The following is an 18,843-nucleotide window of genomic DNA, read 5'->3' as shown; positions in this document are numbered from 1 at the left end:
CGGTGAACGTGAATAAAGGAAGAGAGAAGGGGACCGGAGAGGCCGAAACCCTCCGTCATTACCTGGGGCTGGTCGACGCAGGGGCGTCTGCAGACCGCGTCATGCAACGGCTGCGGACGACCCACAACCATCAAAAGAACACCAACACCAAAGCAATGCCGGATTCGGCACCCAGCAGAGAACGCTTCAGCCTCTGCTGTAACTTTGGTCGCATCAGAAATGCAACCGATACAAGGGTTGGCGGGCGTCTGCTCTTGACGAACATCGCCTCGGTCAATAAATGGATCTTAAGACTTTTCCCAGAATTTTCAAGTCCCCTTAATCATTGCTCCTTGGTTCTGTGTCCATCCGCCCACCAGGCCCATTGCAGCTGACGGAACCGTTCCTGACTTTTGCGGATCAACAGCTGGAGCAACTGAACCGCAACCGCTGCTTCCAGCATCTCGCCCTTTATTTCAGCCAGGCAGGAGACAAGGACCAACCACCCCTTGTTCTGATTCGACAGCTCTCGGCTGCTGAACGAACACTCCCCCCCGCCGATGCCGATCCCGAGCTGAGGCGTCCAGCTCAGGAACGCCGCTGGTACCCCCTACGCGATGGGGAACTGATCCTTGGGGCCCTGCGCGCCGATCTTGTCCCCGCCGAAGCGTGGGACCCGCAACGGGACCAGCAACTGCGCGATACCGCCGCTGCCCTCAGTCATGGGTTGGCGCGAGATATCGAATGCCTTCAGCTGCGCAACGCCCTGGAACAAAAGCAGTCCCAGCTGCGCACCATGGTTCATCAGCTGCGGAATCCCCTGTCAGCGCTGCGGACCTACGCCCAGTTGCTGCTGCGGCGTCTGGAGAGCAGCAGCGAACATCGACCACTTGTTGAGGGAATGCTGGCGGAGCAGAACCAGCTCAATCGCTACGTCAATGCCCTCGACAGCATCGGCCAACCGGCCCTGAGTGGACGTCAGCCGGAGCCTGCCCCCTTGATGCTTCCCCCGGACAGCAGTGCTGTGGGCACCAGCCTTCAACAGCAGTTGATGCCCTTGATCGAGCGGGCCAAGGCCATGGCCACGCTGCAAGGGCGGCCTTGGCATGGGCCTGACAACTGGCCCGCCTGGGCCACTGAATCGGCACGGGTCGCAGCCACAGCGGAGATCGTGGCCAACCTTCTTGAAAATGCTTTCCGCTACAGCCCCTCGGGGTCGGCCATTGGTCTGATGGCTCTGCCCGATGGTCTGTGCATCTGGGATGAAGGCCCGCCGATCGACGCCGATGAACGAGACGCGATTTTCCAGGAAGGGGTGCGGGGCCAGCGGGGTCGTGACCGTCCGGGCACCGGACTCGGGCTCGCCCTGGCCCGTCAGCTGGCAGAAAACGATGGCGGGACTCTTGAGCTCTGCGTTGAGCCGTCTTGCTTAGCGGCAGAGCTTCCCCAGCAAGGGAATGCCTTCCATCTCACCTGGTCAGAGCCAGAAGCACCAACGTGAACGTTTCCGTCAGCACCAGGACGGCGCCATAACTATCGCCGGTGTGCCCCCCCAGGCGCCGACCGAGGCCCTCTGCGACCACCAGCGCAACGGGAGCCCCGGCTAACAGCATCACCGGATTCAGCACCAGGCAGAGAATCAGCAGCACAACTCCGCTGGGGAGGGCATCCCAGCGGGGGCGTCCATGGCGGCGATGAAAGCCGGCCGTACCGTCGCGGCGTAAATAAGGAAATCGGGCCATCGCCCAGAGCGGTGCCACACGGCTCCAGACACCGACCGTCACCAGGGCCGCTGGCGCGGCCGAACCGAGCTGGACCAAAGCGCCCAGCTGCAGCATCAGCACTATGACCAGGGCCAGCACACCGCTGGCCCCCACACGGCTGTCCTCCATCGCCTCAAGACAACGCTCCGGGCCAGCGGCCAGACCATCTGCCGTGTCCATCACTCCGTCGTGATGCAGCCCGCCGCTGAGCCAGATGCCGAGGGCGATCACCATGGGCGCCGCAGCGCTCATGGTCCAGCCGAGCTGAAGCAGTCCCCAGCAGAGCAGCGCCTGTATCGCACCGATCACCAAACCGATCCAGGAGGCGAATCGGGCAATGCGTTGAAACCGGGGTGACGGCCAAGGCCAGGCAGGCAGGACGCTGTAGAAGATCCAGGCCCCCGCCAGATCGGACAACCAGGGGGAAACGCTCCGGGCGATGGCTCTGTTGCACGGTCCTGGTCTCACCGTAGGGTCGAGACAGGGGGGTCCTTGCCTTGTTCGGCTTCGAGATCAGCGCCCATTGCGCCAACACCGCTGCCCGCTGCGGCTGTTTTCACACACCCCATGGACCGGTGCACACGCCCCGCTTCATGCCCGTTGGCACCCTGGCCACTGTCAAAGGGATCAGCACGGACCAGCTCGCCCGCACCGGGGCACAGATGGTTCTGTCCAACACTTATCACCTGCACCTTCAGCCCGGCGAGGAGATCGTTGCGGCCGCCGGGGGGTTGCACCGTTTTATGGGGTGGGACGGTCCGATGCTCACCGACTCCGGCGGCTTTCAGGTGTTCAGCCTTGGAGACCTGAACAAAATCGATGACCGCGGCGTTGTCTTCCGCAACCCCCGGGACGGCCGGATCATCGACATGACCCCGGAGCACGCCACGCAGATTCAGATGGCCCTCGGGGCTGACGTAGCGATGGCCTTTGATCAGTGCCCTCCTTATACGGCCACCGAAAACGATGTAATCGATGCCTGCCGGCGCACCCATGCCTGGCTGGCCCGCTGCGTCGAAGCCCACAGCCGCGACAACCAGGCCCTTTTCGGCATCGTGCAGGGCGGATGTTTTCCCCATTTGCGCCGGGAGAGTGCGCGGGCCGTCGCCGATTTCGACCTGCCGGGAATTGCTGTTGGTGGGGTCAGCGTGGGCGAACCGGTGGAGGAGATGCACCGGATCGTGCGAGACGTCACACCGCTGCTCCCGACACACAAACCGCGCTACTTGATGGGCATCGGCACATTGCGGGAGATGGCCGTGGCCGTGGCCAGCGGCATCGACCTCTTCGATTGCGTTCTCCCCACCCGGCTCGGCCGTCATGGCACAGCCCTCGTAGGTGGTGAACGCTGGAACCTGCGCAATGCGCGTTTCCGCCATGACCACACACCCCTGGACCCGTCCTGCCCCTGTCCCACATGCAGCGGAGGGCATACCAGGGCATACCTGAACCATCTGATCCGCAGTGAGGAATTGCTCGGACTCACCCTGCTGAGCCTCCACAACATCACCCATCTCCTGCGCTTCACCACTGCGATATCCAAGGCAATCCGGGATGGCTGCTTTTCAGAGGATTTCGCTCCCTGGGAGCCGGACTCACCAGCCCATCACACGTGGTAGCGTCCAGCCCAACGCCTTTTGAATACTAGGGATGGCCGCCTTCACCCACGACCTGCTGGCACAGCTGCCCGAGGCCTATCAGGCCTTCTCACCGTTGATCGACATCCTTCCGCTGATCCCGGTCTTCTTCCTGCTTCTGGCCTTTGTCTGGCAGGCCTCCGTTGGTTTCCGCTGATCAGCCACCCCGCAAGACAGCCCAGGCGAAGGCAGGCAGAGACAGCATTCGCCTCCAGCGACTGGGCTCCTGAATCAGGCGATACAGCCACTCAATGCGATAGCGGCACATCCATGCCGGAGCTCGCCTCTTGACGCCAGCCCAGACATCGAAGCTGCCGCCGACCCCCATCCAGAGTCCTGCTCGGCTTTCACTCAACCGTTCCGACCAGGTTTCCTGACGAGGAACACCCAGGGCAACCAAGACCAGATCGGGATTGAGCTGATGGAGTTCGGCTTCGACGCCATCCCAGGCATCTGCAGCCTGGTAGCCATCCACTGCCATGACTAGGTTCAGGCCTGGAATGCGTTGGGGCAGCGATTTACGAAGGCTGTCCATCACAGCAGGCGCTGCGCCCACGAGAGCCACTCTCCAGCTGTGCGCTGCGGCGTATTCGAGGAGCGTCCAGGCCAGTTCGATGCCGGCGGTCTTCACCACGCTGACCCGTTGCCGGGCCAGCGCCCAAACCACTCCAGCACCATCAGGGATCACCAGGTCTGCCCCCTCGATGGCGTGGCCAAGCTCCGGCAAGCTGCGAGCCGTCATCGTCATCTCAGCGTTGAGGGTGACGATGCGACCACCACCACGGGCGTGCAGCCCGATGGCAGCTGCCTGAACATCACGGCAGGCATCCACGGGGATTCCGAGAACCCGGCACCGGCGGCGATCGTCTGGAGTGGTTGTAACTGAGTCCATCGCCGAAGGGCTGCATTGGAGAATTTAAAAGCGGCGACAAGACGGGTCATGGTGGTGACGGCAACACAGACCCAACAGGATCAAGATCATCGCGATTCAGTCCTGGCTCGGCTCGATCATTCGATTGAGCAGGTGGTGCTGCAACGCCAGGACCCAATTAGTGGTTTGCTGCCCGCCAGCACCGCCCACACGGTTCACGGCAACTACGGCGATGCCTGGGTGCGGGACTGTGTCTACTCCGTGCAGTGCGTCTGGGCTCTGGCCATGGCCCACCGTCGCCGCCATGGAGCCCACGACCGGCGGGCCTGGGAGCTCGAGCAACGGGTGATCGCGCTGATGCGGGGGTTGCTGCGAGCCATGCTCCGCCAGGCCGGGAAGGTGGAGCGCTTCAAAGTGAGCCTCGATCCTCTCGACGCTCTGCACGCGAAGTACGACAGCAGCAGCGGTGATCCGGTGGTGGCGGATGACGCCTGGGGACATCTGCAACTCGATGCCACCTCCCTGTTTCTGCTCCAGCTGGCTCAACTCACCCGCGGTGGCTGCACCGTGATCCAGAGCCGGGATGAGGTGGATTTCATTCAGAACCTCGTGTATTACGTCGCCCGGGCGTATCGAACCCCTGATTACGGCATCTGGGAACGGGGCGACAAAGGCAACAACGGCTTGCCCGAACGCAATTCCAGCTCCATCGGCATGGCGAAAGCCGCTCTGGAGGCCCTGGAAGGCCTCGACCTCTTCGAAGTCCACGGCGATGGGACGTGCCAACTGCTCATCCCCCAGGGAGCTGTGGTTCGTCTGCGGCGGGCGCTCGAAAGCCTGCTGCCGCGGGAATCCGCCAGCAAGGAAGCCGACAGCGCTTGCCTGTCGGTGGTGGGCTTCCCGGCCTGGGCCATCGAAAACCAGGACCTGTTGCAGCGGACCCTGCGCCGGGTGCGACGGGAACTGGGAGGCACCTATGGCTACAAACGCTTTCTCCGGGATGGCCATCAAACCGCCGTGGAAGACATCAATCGTCTTCACTACGAACCGGAGGAGCTCGCCCAGTTCGAAGGGATCGAATCGGAATGGCCGCTGTTTCTGGCCTTTGAACTGGTCACCGCCTGCTGCGAGGAACGCTGGCAGGATGCCCGCTCCTGGCAGGACAAGCTGACAACCCTGGCCGTGCATCGGGATGGGGAAGCGCTTTACCCCGAGCTGTATCAGGTGGCCGCTGATCGGGTCGAAGCGGAACGGAGACAGCCCGGCAGCCAACCTCGCCAGGCCAACAGCAATCTCCCCCTGATCTGGACGCAAAGCCTGGCCTGGCTGGGCGAAATGCTGCTGGAGGGGTTGATCACCCCAGAGGATCTTGATCCGTGCGAGCGGCGACAGGCCATGGCGCTCGGAGCTGATGCCGTGCTGGTGGCCTTCGCTGCAGAGACAACCTTCGTCAGGCAGGCCCTGATCGATGCCGGCCTACCGCTGGACAGTGGTGATGGGATCACAATCCAGCCCTCGGATGCCCTGGCAACCCGGTGGAGCTCTATCGGGGCCAATCCGAGGCTCGGCCTGAGTGGCAAACCGGTGCAGCGCACCGAAACCGAAGACACCGCACGGCTGTACCGCCTGGGGGAACAGACCCTGGCCTTCACGACGGCGGTGCTGGAGGACGGCATCAGCTACCTGGCCGATGACCCGCTTCAGTTGGAGGACAGCGTGGTGGATGAACTCCATCTGTTGAAGCGTCACTGGCGTGGTCCCGGGCTGCCGCTGCTGTTGATCCCCGTCAGCGATGAATCCTTCCAGCATCATCCCGAGGTGTTCCTGCAGCTGGGACAAACGCTGCTCAGCGGCCGCATCGGGGACATCCCTGTGCAGTTCGACCAACTGAAACAGCTGGCCATTCAGGCCAGTTGGGTGACCCTGCGAGAGGGGGGGGCCGACACTGAGCCGACGGCCCTGGAGCCGAGCCGATCCTCTCTGCTACAGGACGCCACCGACCTCCGCGATCTCACGGCCGCTGAAGAACAGGAGCTCGACGAAACCGACGCGGACGTCCTGCGGAGGAGGTTGTGGAACACCCAGTCGCTGCATGAACAGGCCGACGTTCTGGACCTGCTGCAACGCCGCTTCGGAGCCAAGGCCCTTGAAACCAGTCCGCACGGCCGCAGCGTGACGATTCAGCAGTTGCTGGAGGAGGTGTACCACCGCGGACTGCGCTGCCAGGACTGGAGTGTGGTGCGGCGCTGCGCCGGTGCGATGGGCATGGTCCATCCCCAACTGGAGGATGCCCTGACCGATCTGCTGGTGCGTCAGAAACAGGTGGTCGTGGGCCGCAACTACACCGCTGATGCACGGCTCAGCCACCCCCTAGACAGCAGCGCCATCGCCGAACGGATCGCACGCACCAGCGGGGTGGACGGACGCGAGCGGATGCTTGAGCAGGAGCTGCTGCTGGCCCTGGACGGCGTGGCCCGGCGCGATCCCGGGCTGCTGAAAGGGATCCTCACCCTGCAGCTCAGTCAACTGCTGCTGCTGCTCACCTCTGAACTGGCGGCAGAGGATCAGCTCAGCCAGGACGAGGCCTTTGAAGCGTTGTGCAGCAGCTCACCGCATCGGATCCGGGATCGGCTGCGACAACTCCTCAGCGATGTTGAACATGCCAGGGCTGCCCTGCAGCGCGGTGAGCAGCTGCATGTCACCGGCCGGGTGCAGTGGAAGGTGCCGGATCCCATTGACCAGCCCCCCAGCGGCGGCGACTGGCTGCAGCACCGCATCCGTCTTGGTTCACTGCAGAAGGTGCCCAGGGATTTTTATGCCGGCATCTGGTCGTTGTTGCACCACTGCCGCGGCCTGGTGGTCGGCGACAAGCTGGAACGCCGCAATCGACTGAACAGCCGCCTGATCCTCGAGAAAACTGCGGGGGAAAAGAACTTCGCCACGTTGGTGGAGCATCTGCTCAGCCGAATCCAGGCGCCGGAATATCGACAGCTCTGTACGGAGTGCCTCTTGTCTCTGATGGCCTTCGTGGAAGCCAACCCGGAGGTGCACTTCGATGACGACCTGGCGTTGGATGTGGTGATTGGCCACTCCGTGCGTGTGGGCTGGCAACAGACGCATCCCTCGCTGAGCGCCGCCAGCTATAGCCAGCACAAAGCCCGAGCCTGGGGGCAGTTCTATGCCGCATCTCCTGGTGACTGCCGCCGCTGGCAGGTGGCGGCTCTGCGGGAACTGGCTGAACAGGAAGGGCTGGTCTGACGGGCGCCGTCCGCGTCGCTAGATCGGATCGGTGAGGGGGACACCCATGTCGGGATGTTCCACCGCCTGCTCGATCAGATCGGCCAAACGCAGTGCTCTGGAGGCCTGCAGGCCGTCAACAGCGGGCGTTTCACGGCCACGGACACACTGCAGAAAATGCTCGAGCTCGGCGTAGAGAGGTTCGATCGACGTGGTGCTGACCTCCTCGATAAAGCCATCGTTTCTGTAAAGCAACTCACCGTGATCGGCGGAATACCACTCGTGGGCGCGGCGGTGGATATGCAGGGTGTGATTCAGGAAATCGGTCTCGACCAAGCTGGAACGGCAGTGCGCACTGAGGCTGCGGATCTTGCGGTGGCTCATCTTGCTGGCCGTGAGACTGGCCACCACACCGTTCGCAAACCCGAGGGTCGCGTTGACGTAATCGATCGGTCCATCGGCACTGCGACCTCCGGCGGCGGCGAGCCGCACCACCGGCGCCTGAGCCAGTTCCAGCACCAAGTCGATGTCGTGAATCATCAGATCCAGCACCACTGACACATCGTTGGCTCGGTCCGCATGGGGGCTGTGGCGCCGCCCCTCCAGGACCACCACCTCCTCATTGGCCACCACTTTCGTGAGCTCACGGAAGGCGGGGTTGAAGCGCTCGATGTGACCCACCTGCAGCAGACGGCCGGCGTCGTTTGCAGCACTGATCAGTGCCGTTGCTTCGTCCTGACTGGCAGCGATCGGCTTCTCGATCAACACATGCAGACCGGCTTCCAGGCAGGCCAGGCCGACTGGATGGTGCAGCAGGGTCGGCACGGCAATGCAAACGGCCTCCACCTCGCTGAGCATCGTGCGGTAGTCAGCGAACCAACGGCAGCCGAATTGCTCCACCGCCAGGGCACCGCGATCGCCATCGGGATCAGCCACACCCACAAGATCAGCATCTTTCAGGAGGCTCAGCACCCTGGCGTGATGCCAGCCCATGTTTCCAATGCCGATGACCCCGACCTTGACCGGACGCATGGGGTCGGGAGACATCGACAAGCCGGGGTGATTGCGGGCAGGTTATCCGGCTTCAGTCCACTGCTTCGGACGCATCCGGGAGCACCAGTCGCACCCGTTCAATCCGGGGTCCGGCCATGGCGGTGATCTCAAACTGCACGCCGTTGAAACGCAGGGCCTCTCCAGGGGCGGGAATGTGCTGCAAGCGTTCCAGCAGGAACCCAGCCAGGGTGTGGTGATCATCGGCTTCCGGCAGGTCAAGCTCTAGCTGCCGGTTCAGTTCAAAGATTTCAAGATCGCCAGCCGCCAACCAAGCCCCCGGTTGGTCGTCGTCCTGCAGGAGCTCAGGCTCCTTGGGGTCTTCCTGCAGCTCATCTCCCACAATTTCCCCGGTGAGATCCGCCGCCGTCACCAAGCCCTCCGTGCCGCCGTGTTCGTCGACCACCAGCAGCAGTGGCTGGCCGCTGCGGATCATCGGCAGCAGCTCCGCCAGGGTGCTTGTCTCCAGAACGCGCACTGCTGGCTGAAGGTAGGGCTCCAGTGGAGAGTCCGCCTGCAGCTCGCCTCGGGCGATCGGTTCGGCCATCCTCCGCAGATCCAGGACGCCGCGCACGTCATCGAGAGACTGCCCGATCACTGGGAATCGGGCGTGACGTGTGTGATGCACGGCCTCCATCATCTCGGCAAAGCGGACATCCACCGACAACGTCACCATCCCGGACCTGGGCACCATCACTTCGCGGACCTGGGTGTCGCGCAAGGCAAACACCCCCTCGAGGATGTTGCGCTCATCTGGGAACAAGCCGGTGACGCGCCCAGATTCCACCAGGGTTTCCAGCTCGCCGGCGGAGAGGGCCGGCACCAGTTCATCCCACTTCGGCGCCAGGCCCACAAGCCGCAGCAAGACGGCAGCCAGGCCCTCAAGCAGGTTTAGCAGCGGCGACAGGCAGCGCATCGCCATCTCCAGCAGAGGTGCCAGGCGCAGAGCGGCGGGTTCCGGACGACTGAGCACCCAGGCCTTGGGCAGCAATCCAGCCAGCAGGGTCGCCAGCAGCACAAGCCCCAGAAACAGAGCGACATCCCACCAAACCACCCCTGCGGTGCCATCGGGCCAGAGACGCTGGCCAAGACCGCGACCAGCCCACCCCAGGGCCACTAGGGCCAATGTCGCTCCGAACTGAGACAGCATCAGGGCTCGGCGCAACCGCCGCTGCAGCCGATGAATCGAGGCTGCACCAGCCTTGCCCTCCTCCACGAGGACATCAACGCGGCTGGGGCGCAGTCGCAGAAGAGCGACTTCAGCGGCAGCGAAGAAAGCCGGCAGCAGCAGAAGCAGGGCCAGCAGTGGCAACCGCATCAGTCGAAAGAAATGGGGGTCGCGAGGATCGAACTCGCCTTAGGCGAATTATGAGTTCGCTGCATTCACCAGATTGCTAGACCCCCAGGTCAACACGATTGTTACCACAGGGGTTGAAGGGCTGCGTTGTCGATCTCCAAAAATTCCGGTTTGGACTGCAGGGTCTGCTCCGAACCGATGCTCTCCAACGCAAGGCTGCTGTCGAAACCGTTGGCCAGATCCTGAGTTCTCAATGGCAGTGCTGAGCTCTGCTCCTCCAGCAGCGCCCGGGTGGTGGAGCTGGTCGCCACGGCATCCCAGATGATGGTCTGATCCGGGAGCCCCAGGCCCATCAGCTGGGTACCCCCCTCACCTGCGACGGCGATCCCGAACAGATCGGTGTCTGATGCACCAGATCAACACCCCGTTCGTAAGAAGCGGTCCAGGTGTAGAGGCGACGCTCCACCAGCTCACTGGTGGTCTCCACCGGAGCGCAGGTGGTGACCTCCACGGGCTCGGTGGCTGCAGACGACAGCTCAGGAGCCTCCAGCGTTGTTGTTCACATCACAGGGCCTGCCGCAACAACGGGCCCTAAGCCTGTGGCAACGCCGACCACAAGCAGGCCGAGCCGCCAAGGCGCAGACAACTGTGTTGTGGATCCCAAGAGCTCAACACGGCTAAGCGCAAACTAAGAACTGTTCGTGTGCGCGGCCAGTCCATGACCTCAGCGTTCCGCTACGACCACGACGCCAGACGCATCCTGTTGAAGCGTCTGGCGCGGGAGGCCTACCGCCGTGGTCAGTTCACGCTGGCCTCCGGACGGGAGAGCGAGCACTACGTGAATTGCAAACCGGTCAGCTTGAGCGGATCCGGTCTGGCTCTGATCAGCAGCGCCATGCTCGATCATCTCGACGCTCAGGCCGTTGCCGTCGCAGGACTGACCCTGGGCGCTGATCCGCTGGTCAGTGGAGTCGCGATGGCGGCGGCGCTGGTCGAGCGCCCCCTGAACGCCTTGATCGTTCGGAAACAAGCCAAGGGGCATGGCACCGGCGCTTGGCTGGAAGGGCCATTGCCACTGAAGGGCGCATTGATCACCGTTCTGGAGGACGTGGTCACCACCGGTGGCTCATCGTTGAAAGCAGTTCATCAACTGCGAAAGGCCGGCTACGTGGTCAAACGGGTCATCACGATCGTGGACCGTGAGGAGGGAGGAGCCACAGCCGTGGCTGCTGCGAACCTGGAATTGGTGAGCCTGTTCCGCCTGTCGGAGGTGTCCAGCGCCGCCGAGGAGCTCAACCGATGACGACCACCATCCACTGGGATGACGCCTTTCCCCTGCTGCGACTGGAGGGCAAGGGTGCCAGGGATTTTCTGCAAGGGCAGACAACAGCTGATCTCTCCGGCCTCGTTGACGGAGAACTTCAGCAAAGTTGCTGGCTCACGGCCACGGGCCGGCTTCGCGCTCTGCTGGAACTAAGACTTGATGCCACCGGTGCTGATGTTCTCGTGCTGGCTGGCGATGTGGAATCCGTCAGAGGCGGCTTCGATCAGGTGATTTTTCCCGCCGATCGGGTCCGGCTGAATGCATCGCGTCGTCAGCGGCGTGTGCAAGGACTTGACCCTGTGGGTCCGGCGTTGTGGCTCGACAAGGACCAGCCGTTGCCCGCGGAGCTCAACGCGTCCACCCAACTGGAGAGCGATGCGCTGGAACGCCATCGCCTGCAACAGGGATTCCCGCCTGGCCCAGCAGAGATGAACGGTGAAACCAACCCCCTTGAATTGGGCTTATCAGGGCGGATCAGCCTCGACAAAGGTTGTTATCTGGGTCAGGAAACGATGGCGAAACTCACTGGCAAGGGAGGGGTGAAGCAGCAACTGCGTTGCTGGCGCAGCGACCAGCCCCTGCAACCCGGTGATCAGCTCAACGTCGGGTCCGACCGGGCCGGCACCATCACCAGTGCCCTTTCACACCCGGGAGCCGCGCTGGGGCTGGCTCTGGTGCGTCGCCAGTTTCTTGATCACTCCTCCGTGGAGGGGCCGACCGGCCAGACCGTACAGCTCGCAGAGCCGGCAGCCTTTCAGGAGCCGCCAGCCTGATCCTGATGGCGAAGCCAATCGGCGACGGCCCAGGTGGCACGGCAATCATCCCGGTTGTACTGAAAGATCCAAAGCAGGGCATGGGAACTGCCGCGTCGCTCCGGTCCCTCCCCCTGCCAATGGCGCCACCACAGCAGGGCATGGGCCCCATCCACACCGCTCTGGCCCCACTGAAAACCACGCCAGGAGGCCACAGACTTCAGGCCATAGCTATTGAGAGGAAGGCGCCAGTTCTGGCGAATTCGGGCATGAACATCGACCAATCGCCGCCGCAACCGAGCCTGCTCCTGCTCTGATACGCCTTGCCGTTGCGCCATGCGCAGCAGTGCCAGAGATTCGGTTTCGCCGTAGTGGAGCACCGGCCAGTCGTCGTATCGACTGATGTAACGCGCGATGCGCTGCCAGCAGCGGGGCTCACCGTGTTCCTCCAACACCATCAGCGGCTGATAACGCGCAGCAGCCAGATCCCAACGTCCATCACTGCCGCGGGGCAGACTCCAGAACCCATGCAGGAAGTCATGGCGAGCGTCCGGATCTGACTCGATGTCGTACAGCAGCACCCCCGGGGCAGGAATCAGTTCCGGCAGAGCCGGCGTGCTGCTGAGCCGTTCCGGCTTGCCGCTGCGCTGGCATCGGGCCTGGGCCACCAGGGTGCGGGCGACGTCACCGTGCTGTTCCCCGAAGCGTTCCATGGCCGTGGCCAACTGCTCCCGATCGGCAGCAGCCAGATCAGCCAGACCGCGGATGTTGAGCTCCTGGAGCATCTCCCGACGCTTGGCCCCGATACCGCTCACTTCGCTGAGGTGACCCTCGCTAGCTGCGACGCCATTGCAGACCTGGCGCCAACTGCAAAGGGTGCACTTACGGCGATCCGCTGCCAGATCAGGCGGCTCCTCCCGCTGCAGATCCAGCCTCAGCTTGCGCAACGCATCCGCCAGTTGCTTGCGGAGTCCGGCGGACAAACCAACCCGATCCCGCTCAAGTCGGCGGCCACCCCCACCGACCACGAGCATCTCCGTCACCGGCGCCTGCTGCTCCTGCTCCAGCAGCAGCGCCATCAGCGCCAGAGGAAGCTGATGTTCCCGCGTCATGCGTCGACCCTGGCGAGCCAGCACCGGCTGGTAGGCGAAATCTCCCCAGCGGCTGCGACCGCTCACCCGCATCAGCAGCGGGGGATGGGCCTCCAGGGCTTCCCCTCCAGGGCCCTTCCCTTTGAACCGCAGTCCAACAACGCCATCCGCGCCCTCGGCACAGGCCGCCTCACCGCGGCCGGGCTTCTGGGGCAGCAACGCCACAAAACAACGTTGCTGATCGTCCAGCATCAGATTGCGGTGCGCCGTCCACTGCCGTAAGGCTGGATCACCATGACGATCCAGCCAGGCCCTGCGGCGACAACGCAGCCAGCTCCGCAGCAACCGGTCGGTGAGAACGTTGTCGGCAGGCGGGGTGGCACCCATGGGCCGACCTTACGGCTGCCAACTGCTAAATCCTGATCATTGCCCTTTCGGCCATGGCGTCAGCACCTCTCCGCCTCATACCCGCGCCGATCAAGTTCGGCACCGACGGCTGGCGCGGCGTCCTGGGGGTGGACATCACCGTTGAGCGGTTGCTGCCAGTCGCAGCTGCAGCGGCCCAGGAGCTGGCCCATCGCGCACCAGACGGTCTGAACAGCCGCACGGTGATCATCGGCTTCGATCGCCGCTTCCTGGCACCGGAACTGGCGGAAGCCATCGCCAATGCCGTGCGTGGCTGCGAGCTTGAGCCACTCCTCACCGAGACGCCCGTGCCGACACCTGCCTGCAGCTGGGCGGTGGTGGAACGCAAAGCGCTGGGAGCCCTGGTGATCACTGCCAGCCATAACCCCCCTGAATGGCTGGGTCTGAAAATCAAAGGTCCCTTCGGAGGCTCGGTGGAGGGGGACTTCACCGCATCGGTGGAGCGACGCCTGGCGGCTGGCGGCATCACACCACCCATTGCAGCGACCACCAGCCGTTTCGACGGGCGGGGTGAGCACCTTGAGGGATTGCGTCGCAAATTGGACCTCACCGCTTTGGTGACGGGCCTGAAGGCGATGAACCTGAAGGTGTTCGTCGACCCGATGCATGGATCTGCAGCCGGCTGTGTCAGCGATCTGCTCGGCCCTGAAGCCTCTGAGTTGGTGGACGAGATCCGCAGCACGCGTGATCCCCTGTTCGGCGGCCATCCACCGGAACCCCTGGCCCCATACCTCAGCGACCTGATCACAGCGGTTCAGCACTCCACGGCAGCGGGCACACCAGCGGTGGGTCTGGTCTTCGATGGGGATGGTGATCGCATCGCCGCCGTGGATGAGAACGGTCGGTTCTGCAGTACTCAGCTGCTGATGCCCCTGCTGATCGACCATCTCGCCCGGGCCCGCCAGCTGCCTGGAACGGTGGTGAAGACTGTGAGCGGTTCCGATCTGATGCGCCTGGTGGCAGAAGCTCAGGACCGTGAAGTCCTGGAACTAGCCGTCGGGTTCAAGTACATCGCCAGCGAGATGCTGACGGGTGAGGTGCTGATCGGTGGGGAGGAGTCCGGGGGGGTGGGCTTCGGCATGCATCTGCCGGAACGGGATGCCCTGTTCGCCGCGATGCTCGTGCTGGAAGCGCTGGTGGAAGGCGGCCAACCCCTCGGCCGCCGACTTGACGCTCTGCAGCGACGCCATAGTGGTGCCAGCCATTACGACCGGCTGGACCTGCGGCTGCCGGACATGGAGGCGCGACGACGTCTGGAGACCCTGCTGGCGAGCTCCACACCCCAGGAGGTGGCCGGTGCCGCGGTGGTTGAAGTGAACACCACAGACGGCATCAAGCTGCGCATGGGCGCCAGCCATTGGCTGATGCTGCGCTTCTCCGGCACGGAGCCCCTGCTGCGCCTGTACTGCGAAGCCCCGGATCGCGATCGGGTCCGTGCTGTGCTGGCCTGGGCAAAGCGTTACGCCGAAGCCGCATGAGAACCCTGGTGATCGCCAGCGGGAACGCCGGCAAGATCCGTGAATTTCAGGGCCTGCTGCAGCACCTACCTCTCAACGTTCAGGCGCAGCCGCAGGGGTTTGATGTGGAGGAGACCGGCAGCACATTCGCAGCCAATGCCCGGATCAAGGCCACGGCTGTGGCCGCCATGACAGGCAGCTGGGCCCTTGCTGATGATTCCGGGTTGAGCGTGAACGCTCTGGGGGGAGCCCCAGGCGTTCATTCGGCGCGTTACGCCCCCACAGACCCGGAACGGATCGAAAAACTGCTCGGGGCGCTGAGCAACGCCAGCGAACGTGACGCTCAGTTCTGTGCCGCACTTTGTGTTGTCTCCCCTGATGGCAGCGTGTTGATCGAAGTGGAAGGGCATTGTGATGGCTGGATCACCACAACCCCCCGCGGCGACTGCGGCTTTGGCTACGACCCGATTTTTGAAGTGAGCGGCACCGGGCTCACCTTCGCTCAGATGCCGCTGACGGAGAAAAAATCCCATGGCCACCGCGGCAAGGCCTTTGCCCTGCTGGAACCGCAGTTGCGGGACTTGCTCTCCGCCTAGCCTTGATAGGCAGGTGCTCTCTGTCACGAAGCTCTGACAAATGCGTCCTGTACGGTGACGGCTGCCGCTGACGAGGTCGATGGCCATCGCCATGACCACGGGTTACAGCGCGCAGACCGAAGGCGCTCTCCTCTGCATCGAAGCCGCCTCGGACTGGGCCTTGACTTGTGTTGACCAACTGACTGCTCAAACCAGTCATGTGCTGATCGATTACGGAGCTGCCGATGGTGGCACCGCAGTCGGTCTCTGGCATCAGGTGCTGGACCGCCTGCACGCCAACCAGCCCGATGCTCACCTGACGCTGATCGGCAATGACCTGCCGAGCAACGACAACGTGGCCCTGGCCGAGAACCTGGCTCTGCAAATCCCCAGGGGACCCAAACCGACGGTGCTGGTGAGCGCCCGCAGCTTCTACGAGCCAGCTGTGGCTCCGAACACGGTGAGTTTCGGCTTCTCCGCCACGGCCATGCACTGGCTCAGTGCGTCGCCGGGTCCTCTGGACACCCACACCCACGTGCTGGCTTCCGGCGATGCTGAGGCCCTGCAGCGTTTCACCGCTCAGGCCCTCAAGGACTGGACCTACATCCTGGAATTGCGCAGCAAGGAGCTGCAGGTGGGTGGACGACTGCTGACGGTGAACCTGTCCCGGGATGGTGAAGGTCGCTACCTCGGTCATAACGGTGGTGAGACCCGCAATGTCCACGACCAGTTGCACCAGATCTGGCGCGGCATGGCCGATGAAGGTCTGATCAGCGAGGAGCAGTACCGCAAAGGGACCGTACTGAACTTCTACAAGTCGCCAGAGGAATTCATGGCGCCGTTGAAGGACACGGCCTCAGCCCCCTACCGCAATGGCCTGCGACTGGTCGACGAGCGCACGGTGTACGTGAAATGTCCATACCGCCGTCGCTGGAACGAGGACGGTGACACCGCCAGCTTTGCCGCTGGGTTGATGGCCACCATTCGCAGCTGGAGCCGCCACAGCTTTGCCAGTGTTGCTGGTGATGCGTTGGCCGATCAGGTTTACGCACGTCTGGAGCAGCGCATCGCGGATGCTCCGAGTGAGTGGAGTCTCGATTACGTCGAGCACCACCAGATGATGGAGAAGGTGGCCTGATGACCACCACAACCAGACCCACACCGACTGTTTCGGTGCTGGCGGAACACGTCTCCGACCATCTCTCGGTGTTTGTGGTGGCCGAGGACACCGATGCCAAGCGACCCGCCAACGGTGGATTGCGCCTGCTGAACTACCCCAGCGATGAAGCCTGTATCGCCGACGGCGAGCGGCTGGCCGGCCTGATGACCCACAAGCACGATCTTTACGGCACCGGTTTTGCCGGCGGCAAGATCGTGGCGCGGGCCAAGGAACCCGCCGCCGTCAAGGATGAGCTGATCAACGTGACAGCAGAACTGCTAAAGTCCCTTGACGGGGTCATGATCACCGGCTGTGACCTCAACACCAGCCTCGAGGACATGGAGAGGCTCACAGAGCTGACACCACATGTGCTCGCTGCCGTCGGCAGTCCTGTTGATGCCAGCGCCGCCACGGCCCACGGCACCCTGGGCGCCGTGGAAGCGGTACTCGAATCAGAACTCAAGGATGCAAAACCTGGCCGTGCCCTGGTGCACGGCTGCGGCGCGGTGGGGGGAACTGTGGCCCAAACCTTGGTGGAGCATGGCTGGACCGTGTTCACCGTGGATCTCAGCCGTGAGCGGGCTGGATTCCCCGGTGCTACGCCCCTTCCCCAGGGATGCCCTTGGTGGGAACTGAAGCTCGACCTGCTGCTGCCCTGTTCCATCTCCGGTCTGATCAATGCGGAGATGGCCTCCGCCTTGCGTGTCACCTCCGTGGTGCCGGCAGCCAATGCTCCGTTCCAGAGTCCTCAACTAGCCGATGCATTGCGTCAACGGGGCATTCGCGTCCTGCCGGACCCCCTGGTGAACGCCGGTGCTGTGATCGCCGATTCGATCGAGCGCTTCTCGCCGGATGCCTGGAAGGATGCCGGCGCCAAGGACGTTTACGCCTTCGTGCGGGAGGAAGTGCGCCGCAGGGCCACGGATTACCTCAACCAGCGCGATCAGGGCCTGTCGGTTGGAGCCGCTTTGAACGAAGTGGCAGCCGCCCCAGCCACCGATCCCATCGGCCTCAGCTTCGGAGACGCCGCATGAATCAAGCCTCCTCTCTGCCGAACCAAGCGGCCGTCGTCATCGTCGGTGGTGGCATGGCTGGCCTCAGCTGCGCCGCTTCCCTGGCGCGCCGCGGCATCCGTGATGTGGTGCTGTTGGAAGCCAAGACCCTGGCCCACGCCAAAGCCAGCAGCTTTGGCGTGGGCCAGGATGTTCCGGGAGATGTATTCCGACCCGGTGCTCTGTCGCCTGGCCCAGGAGGCCAACCGTCTGTGGCGGGAGGAGGAAACCCACGCCGGAGAGCAGCTCAGGGAAACCCATGGCCTGCTGTTTTACGGCGAGAGCTGGGACGAGGAGACCATCGAAGGCTCAATCCCCGGCGCCCGCCGGGTGATGGACGATCAGGGCATTCCCTACGAAGCCCTTGATGCCGATGCCATCAGAGCGCGTTTCCCGCTGAAGCCCAAGCCGGAGTTCACGGGATTGTTCGAACCGACCGCCGGTGCCGTGCGCAGCGACAAGGTGATCGCCCACTGGACCCGCACAGCCCGGCAAGCTGGTCAGGAGTTGATCGAGCACTGCCCAGTTGCAGGCATCGATGCCGACGGAACCGGCGTGACCCTGGACAACGGCCATCACATCGGTGCTGGCCAGGTGGTGGTGACCAGCGGCATCTGGACTCAGCTGCTGCTGGCGCCCCTTGGCCTTGCGCCGAAACTGGAGGTCTGGCCGATGCTCTGGGCCCACTACACCGTCGACCCGGCCCTCGCCGATCGTTATCCCCAGTGGTTCTGCTTCCAGCGCGAACGGGGTGACGACGGTGGCCTGTACTACGCCTTCCCGGTGCTGAGCCACACCGCCGATGGACGGCCACGGATCAAAGCCGGCATCGACTGGGCACCAAAAGAGCTCAGAGTCGCTGAGCCCAATGCCATGGCCACTGAGCCGCCGGAAAGGCTCGTGGAACTGCTGGACACCTTCCTGTTCAACGAGGTGGCCGGTGTGCAAGAGCGGGTGGAGACGGTTATGAGCCCCTACTCCATGGCCAGCGATGTGAACTTCGTGCTGGATCGCCTCAGCCCCACCCTCAGCCTTTTCGCCGGTGGCTCCGGTCAGGCCTTCAAGTTCGCGCCACTGATCGGAGATTCCTTGGCACGGCTGGCCTGCGGCGAGCAGCCCGCCGTTGACCTCACCTGCTGGAGCCACCAGCGCGATGCCGTCCGAGCCTGAAGC

Annotated in this window: 17 protein-coding genes, 1 tRNA gene and 1 pseudogene; 11 read left to right on the top strand and 8 right to left on the bottom strand. The window is 63.7% G+C overall.

The window, feature by feature from the left end; genetic code table 11:
• The first annotated feature begins 340 nt into the window (after window positions 1–340).
• Window positions 341–1,480, top strand: a complete 1,140-nt coding sequence (locus SynA1524_RS01465; RefSeq protein WP_286188620.1) for a sensor histidine kinase — start codon at window positions 341–343, stop codon at window positions 1,478–1,480.
• Here the strand turns inward: SynA1524_RS01465 and SynA1524_RS01460 are convergent.
• The gene (locus tag SynA1524_RS01460) at window positions 1,449–2,210 is read right to left on the bottom strand and encodes an adenosylcobinamide-GDP ribazoletransferase (RefSeq protein ID WP_186498657.1); all 762 of its coding nucleotides are present in this window, start codon (window positions 2,208–2,210) and stop codon (window positions 1,449–1,451) included. The two genes, SynA1524_RS01465 and SynA1524_RS01460, sit on opposite strands and share 32 nt — an antisense overlap.
• Before the next feature lie 29 nt (window positions 2,211–2,239).
• Between SynA1524_RS01460 and tgt the strand changes: the two genes are divergently transcribed.
• Together tgt and SynA1524_RS01450 are read left to right on the top strand one after the other, a co-directional pair.
• Window positions 2,240–3,361, top strand: coding sequence for a tRNA guanosine(34) transglycosylase Tgt (gene tgt, locus SynA1524_RS01455; RefSeq protein ID WP_186498656.1), 1,122 nt, complete (start codon window positions 2,240–2,242; stop codon window positions 3,359–3,361).
• A gap of 31 nt (window positions 3,362–3,392) precedes the next feature.
• Entirely contained in the window at window positions 3,393–3,536 is a 144-nt protein-coding gene (locus SynA1524_RS01450) for a photosystem II reaction center protein K (protein WP_186498655.1), read from the top strand.
• On the opposite strand, the gene SynA1524_RS01445 is transcribed toward SynA1524_RS01450, so the two are convergent.
• Window positions 3,537–4,271 (bottom strand): WecB/TagA/CpsF family glycosyltransferase, encoded by a 735-nt coding sequence (locus SynA1524_RS01445; RefSeq protein ID WP_186498654.1) that lies wholly within the window; start codon window positions 4,269–4,271, stop codon window positions 3,537–3,539.
• A gap of 48 nt (window positions 4,272–4,319) precedes the next feature.
• Here SynA1524_RS01445 and SynA1524_RS01440 point away from each other — a divergent pair, with 48 nt between their 5' ends.
• Window positions 4,320–7,508 (top strand): glycoside hydrolase family 15 protein, encoded by a 3,189-nt coding sequence (locus SynA1524_RS01440; protein WP_186498653.1) that lies wholly within the window; start codon window positions 4,320–4,322, stop codon window positions 7,506–7,508.
• 18 nt (window positions 7,509–7,526) lie between these two features.
• On the opposite strand, the gene SynA1524_RS01435 is transcribed toward SynA1524_RS01440, so the two are convergent.
• From SynA1524_RS01435 to SynA1524_RS13145, 5 genes are all read right to left on the bottom strand, one after another.
• Window positions 7,527–8,534, bottom strand: a complete 1,008-nt coding sequence (locus tag SynA1524_RS01435; RefSeq protein ID WP_186498652.1) for a Gfo/Idh/MocA family protein — start codon at window positions 8,532–8,534, stop codon at window positions 7,527–7,529.
• A gap of 37 nt (window positions 8,535–8,571) precedes the next feature.
• Entirely contained in the window at window positions 8,572–9,855 is a 1,284-nt protein-coding gene (locus tag SynA1524_RS01430) for a hemolysin family protein (protein WP_186498651.1), read from the bottom strand.
• Between the two features lie 13 nt (window positions 9,856–9,868).
• Window positions 9,869–9,941 (bottom strand) — tRNA-Ile (locus SynA1524_RS01425).
• Window positions 9,942–9,956: 15 nt separating this feature from the next.
• Window positions 9,957–10,187 (bottom strand): hypothetical protein, encoded by a 231-nt coding sequence (locus tag SynA1524_RS13150; protein WP_353616565.1) that lies wholly within the window; start codon window positions 10,185–10,187, stop codon window positions 9,957–9,959.
• Entirely contained in the window at window positions 10,187–10,345 is a 159-nt protein-coding gene (locus SynA1524_RS13145; protein ID WP_353616564.1) for a hypothetical protein, read from the bottom strand. The genes SynA1524_RS13150 and SynA1524_RS13145 overlap by 1 nt, the downstream gene beginning before the upstream one ends.
• Window positions 10,346–10,552: 207 nt before the next feature.
• Here SynA1524_RS13145 and pyrE point away from each other — a divergent pair, with 207 nt between their 5' ends.
• Window positions 10,553–11,137 (top strand): orotate phosphoribosyltransferase, encoded by a 585-nt coding sequence (gene pyrE / locus SynA1524_RS01415; RefSeq protein WP_186498650.1) that lies wholly within the window; start codon window positions 10,553–10,555, stop codon window positions 11,135–11,137.
• On the top strand, window positions 11,134–11,931 hold the full coding sequence (gene ygfZ / locus SynA1524_RS01410) for a CAF17-like 4Fe-4S cluster assembly/insertion protein YgfZ (RefSeq protein WP_186498649.1): 798 nt from the start codon (window positions 11,134–11,136) through the stop codon (window positions 11,929–11,931). Before pyrE ends, ygfZ begins: the two co-directional genes overlap by 4 nt.
• Here ygfZ and SynA1524_RS01405 read toward each other — a convergent pair.
• Window positions 11,913–13,388, bottom strand: coding sequence for a TM0106 family RecB-like putative nuclease (locus SynA1524_RS01405; protein ID WP_186498648.1), 1,476 nt, complete (start codon window positions 13,386–13,388; stop codon window positions 11,913–11,915). The two genes, ygfZ and SynA1524_RS01405, sit on opposite strands and share 19 nt — an antisense overlap.
• A gap of 53 nt (window positions 13,389–13,441) precedes the next feature.
• Between SynA1524_RS01405 and SynA1524_RS01400 the strand changes: the two genes are divergently transcribed.
• The 5 genes and pseudogenes from SynA1524_RS01400 (at window position 13,442) to SynA1524_RS01380 (ending at window position 18,840) form a co-directional block, all read left to right on the top strand.
• On the top strand, window positions 13,442–14,905 hold the full coding sequence (locus SynA1524_RS01400) for a phosphoglucomutase/phosphomannomutase family protein (RefSeq protein WP_186498647.1): 1,464 nt from the start codon (window positions 13,442–13,444) through the stop codon (window positions 14,903–14,905).
• Window positions 14,902–15,480: an RdgB/HAM1 family non-canonical purine NTP pyrophosphatase gene (rdgB, locus tag SynA1524_RS01395; protein WP_186498646.1), complete on the top strand. Its 579-nt coding sequence runs from the start codon at window positions 14,902–14,904 to the stop codon at window positions 15,478–15,480. The genes SynA1524_RS01400 and rdgB overlap by 4 nt, the downstream gene beginning before the upstream one ends.
• Before the next feature lie 79 nt (window positions 15,481–15,559).
• The gene (locus SynA1524_RS01390; RefSeq protein ID WP_186498645.1) at window positions 15,560–16,597 is read left to right on the top strand and encodes a class I SAM-dependent methyltransferase; all 1,038 of its coding nucleotides are present in this window, start codon (window positions 15,560–15,562) and stop codon (window positions 16,595–16,597) included.
• Window positions 16,597–17,652 (top strand): Glu/Leu/Phe/Val dehydrogenase dimerization domain-containing protein, encoded by a 1,056-nt coding sequence (locus SynA1524_RS01385; protein ID WP_186498644.1) that lies wholly within the window; start codon window positions 16,597–16,599, stop codon window positions 17,650–17,652. The genes SynA1524_RS01390 and SynA1524_RS01385 overlap by 1 nt, the downstream gene beginning before the upstream one ends.
• Window positions 17,649–18,840, top strand: a pseudogene (locus tag SynA1524_RS01380) (FAD-dependent oxidoreductase). Before SynA1524_RS01385 ends, SynA1524_RS01380 begins: the two are co-directional and overlap by 4 nt.
• The last annotated feature ends 3 nt before the right edge of the window (window positions 18,841–18,843 follow it).

Source organism: Synechococcus sp. A15-24 (genome assembly GCF_014280195.1).
Lineage (GTDB): Bacteria > Cyanobacteriota > Cyanobacteriia > PCC-6307 > Cyanobiaceae > Parasynechococcus.
This window is presented reverse-complemented; position numbering and strand designations above follow the sequence as displayed.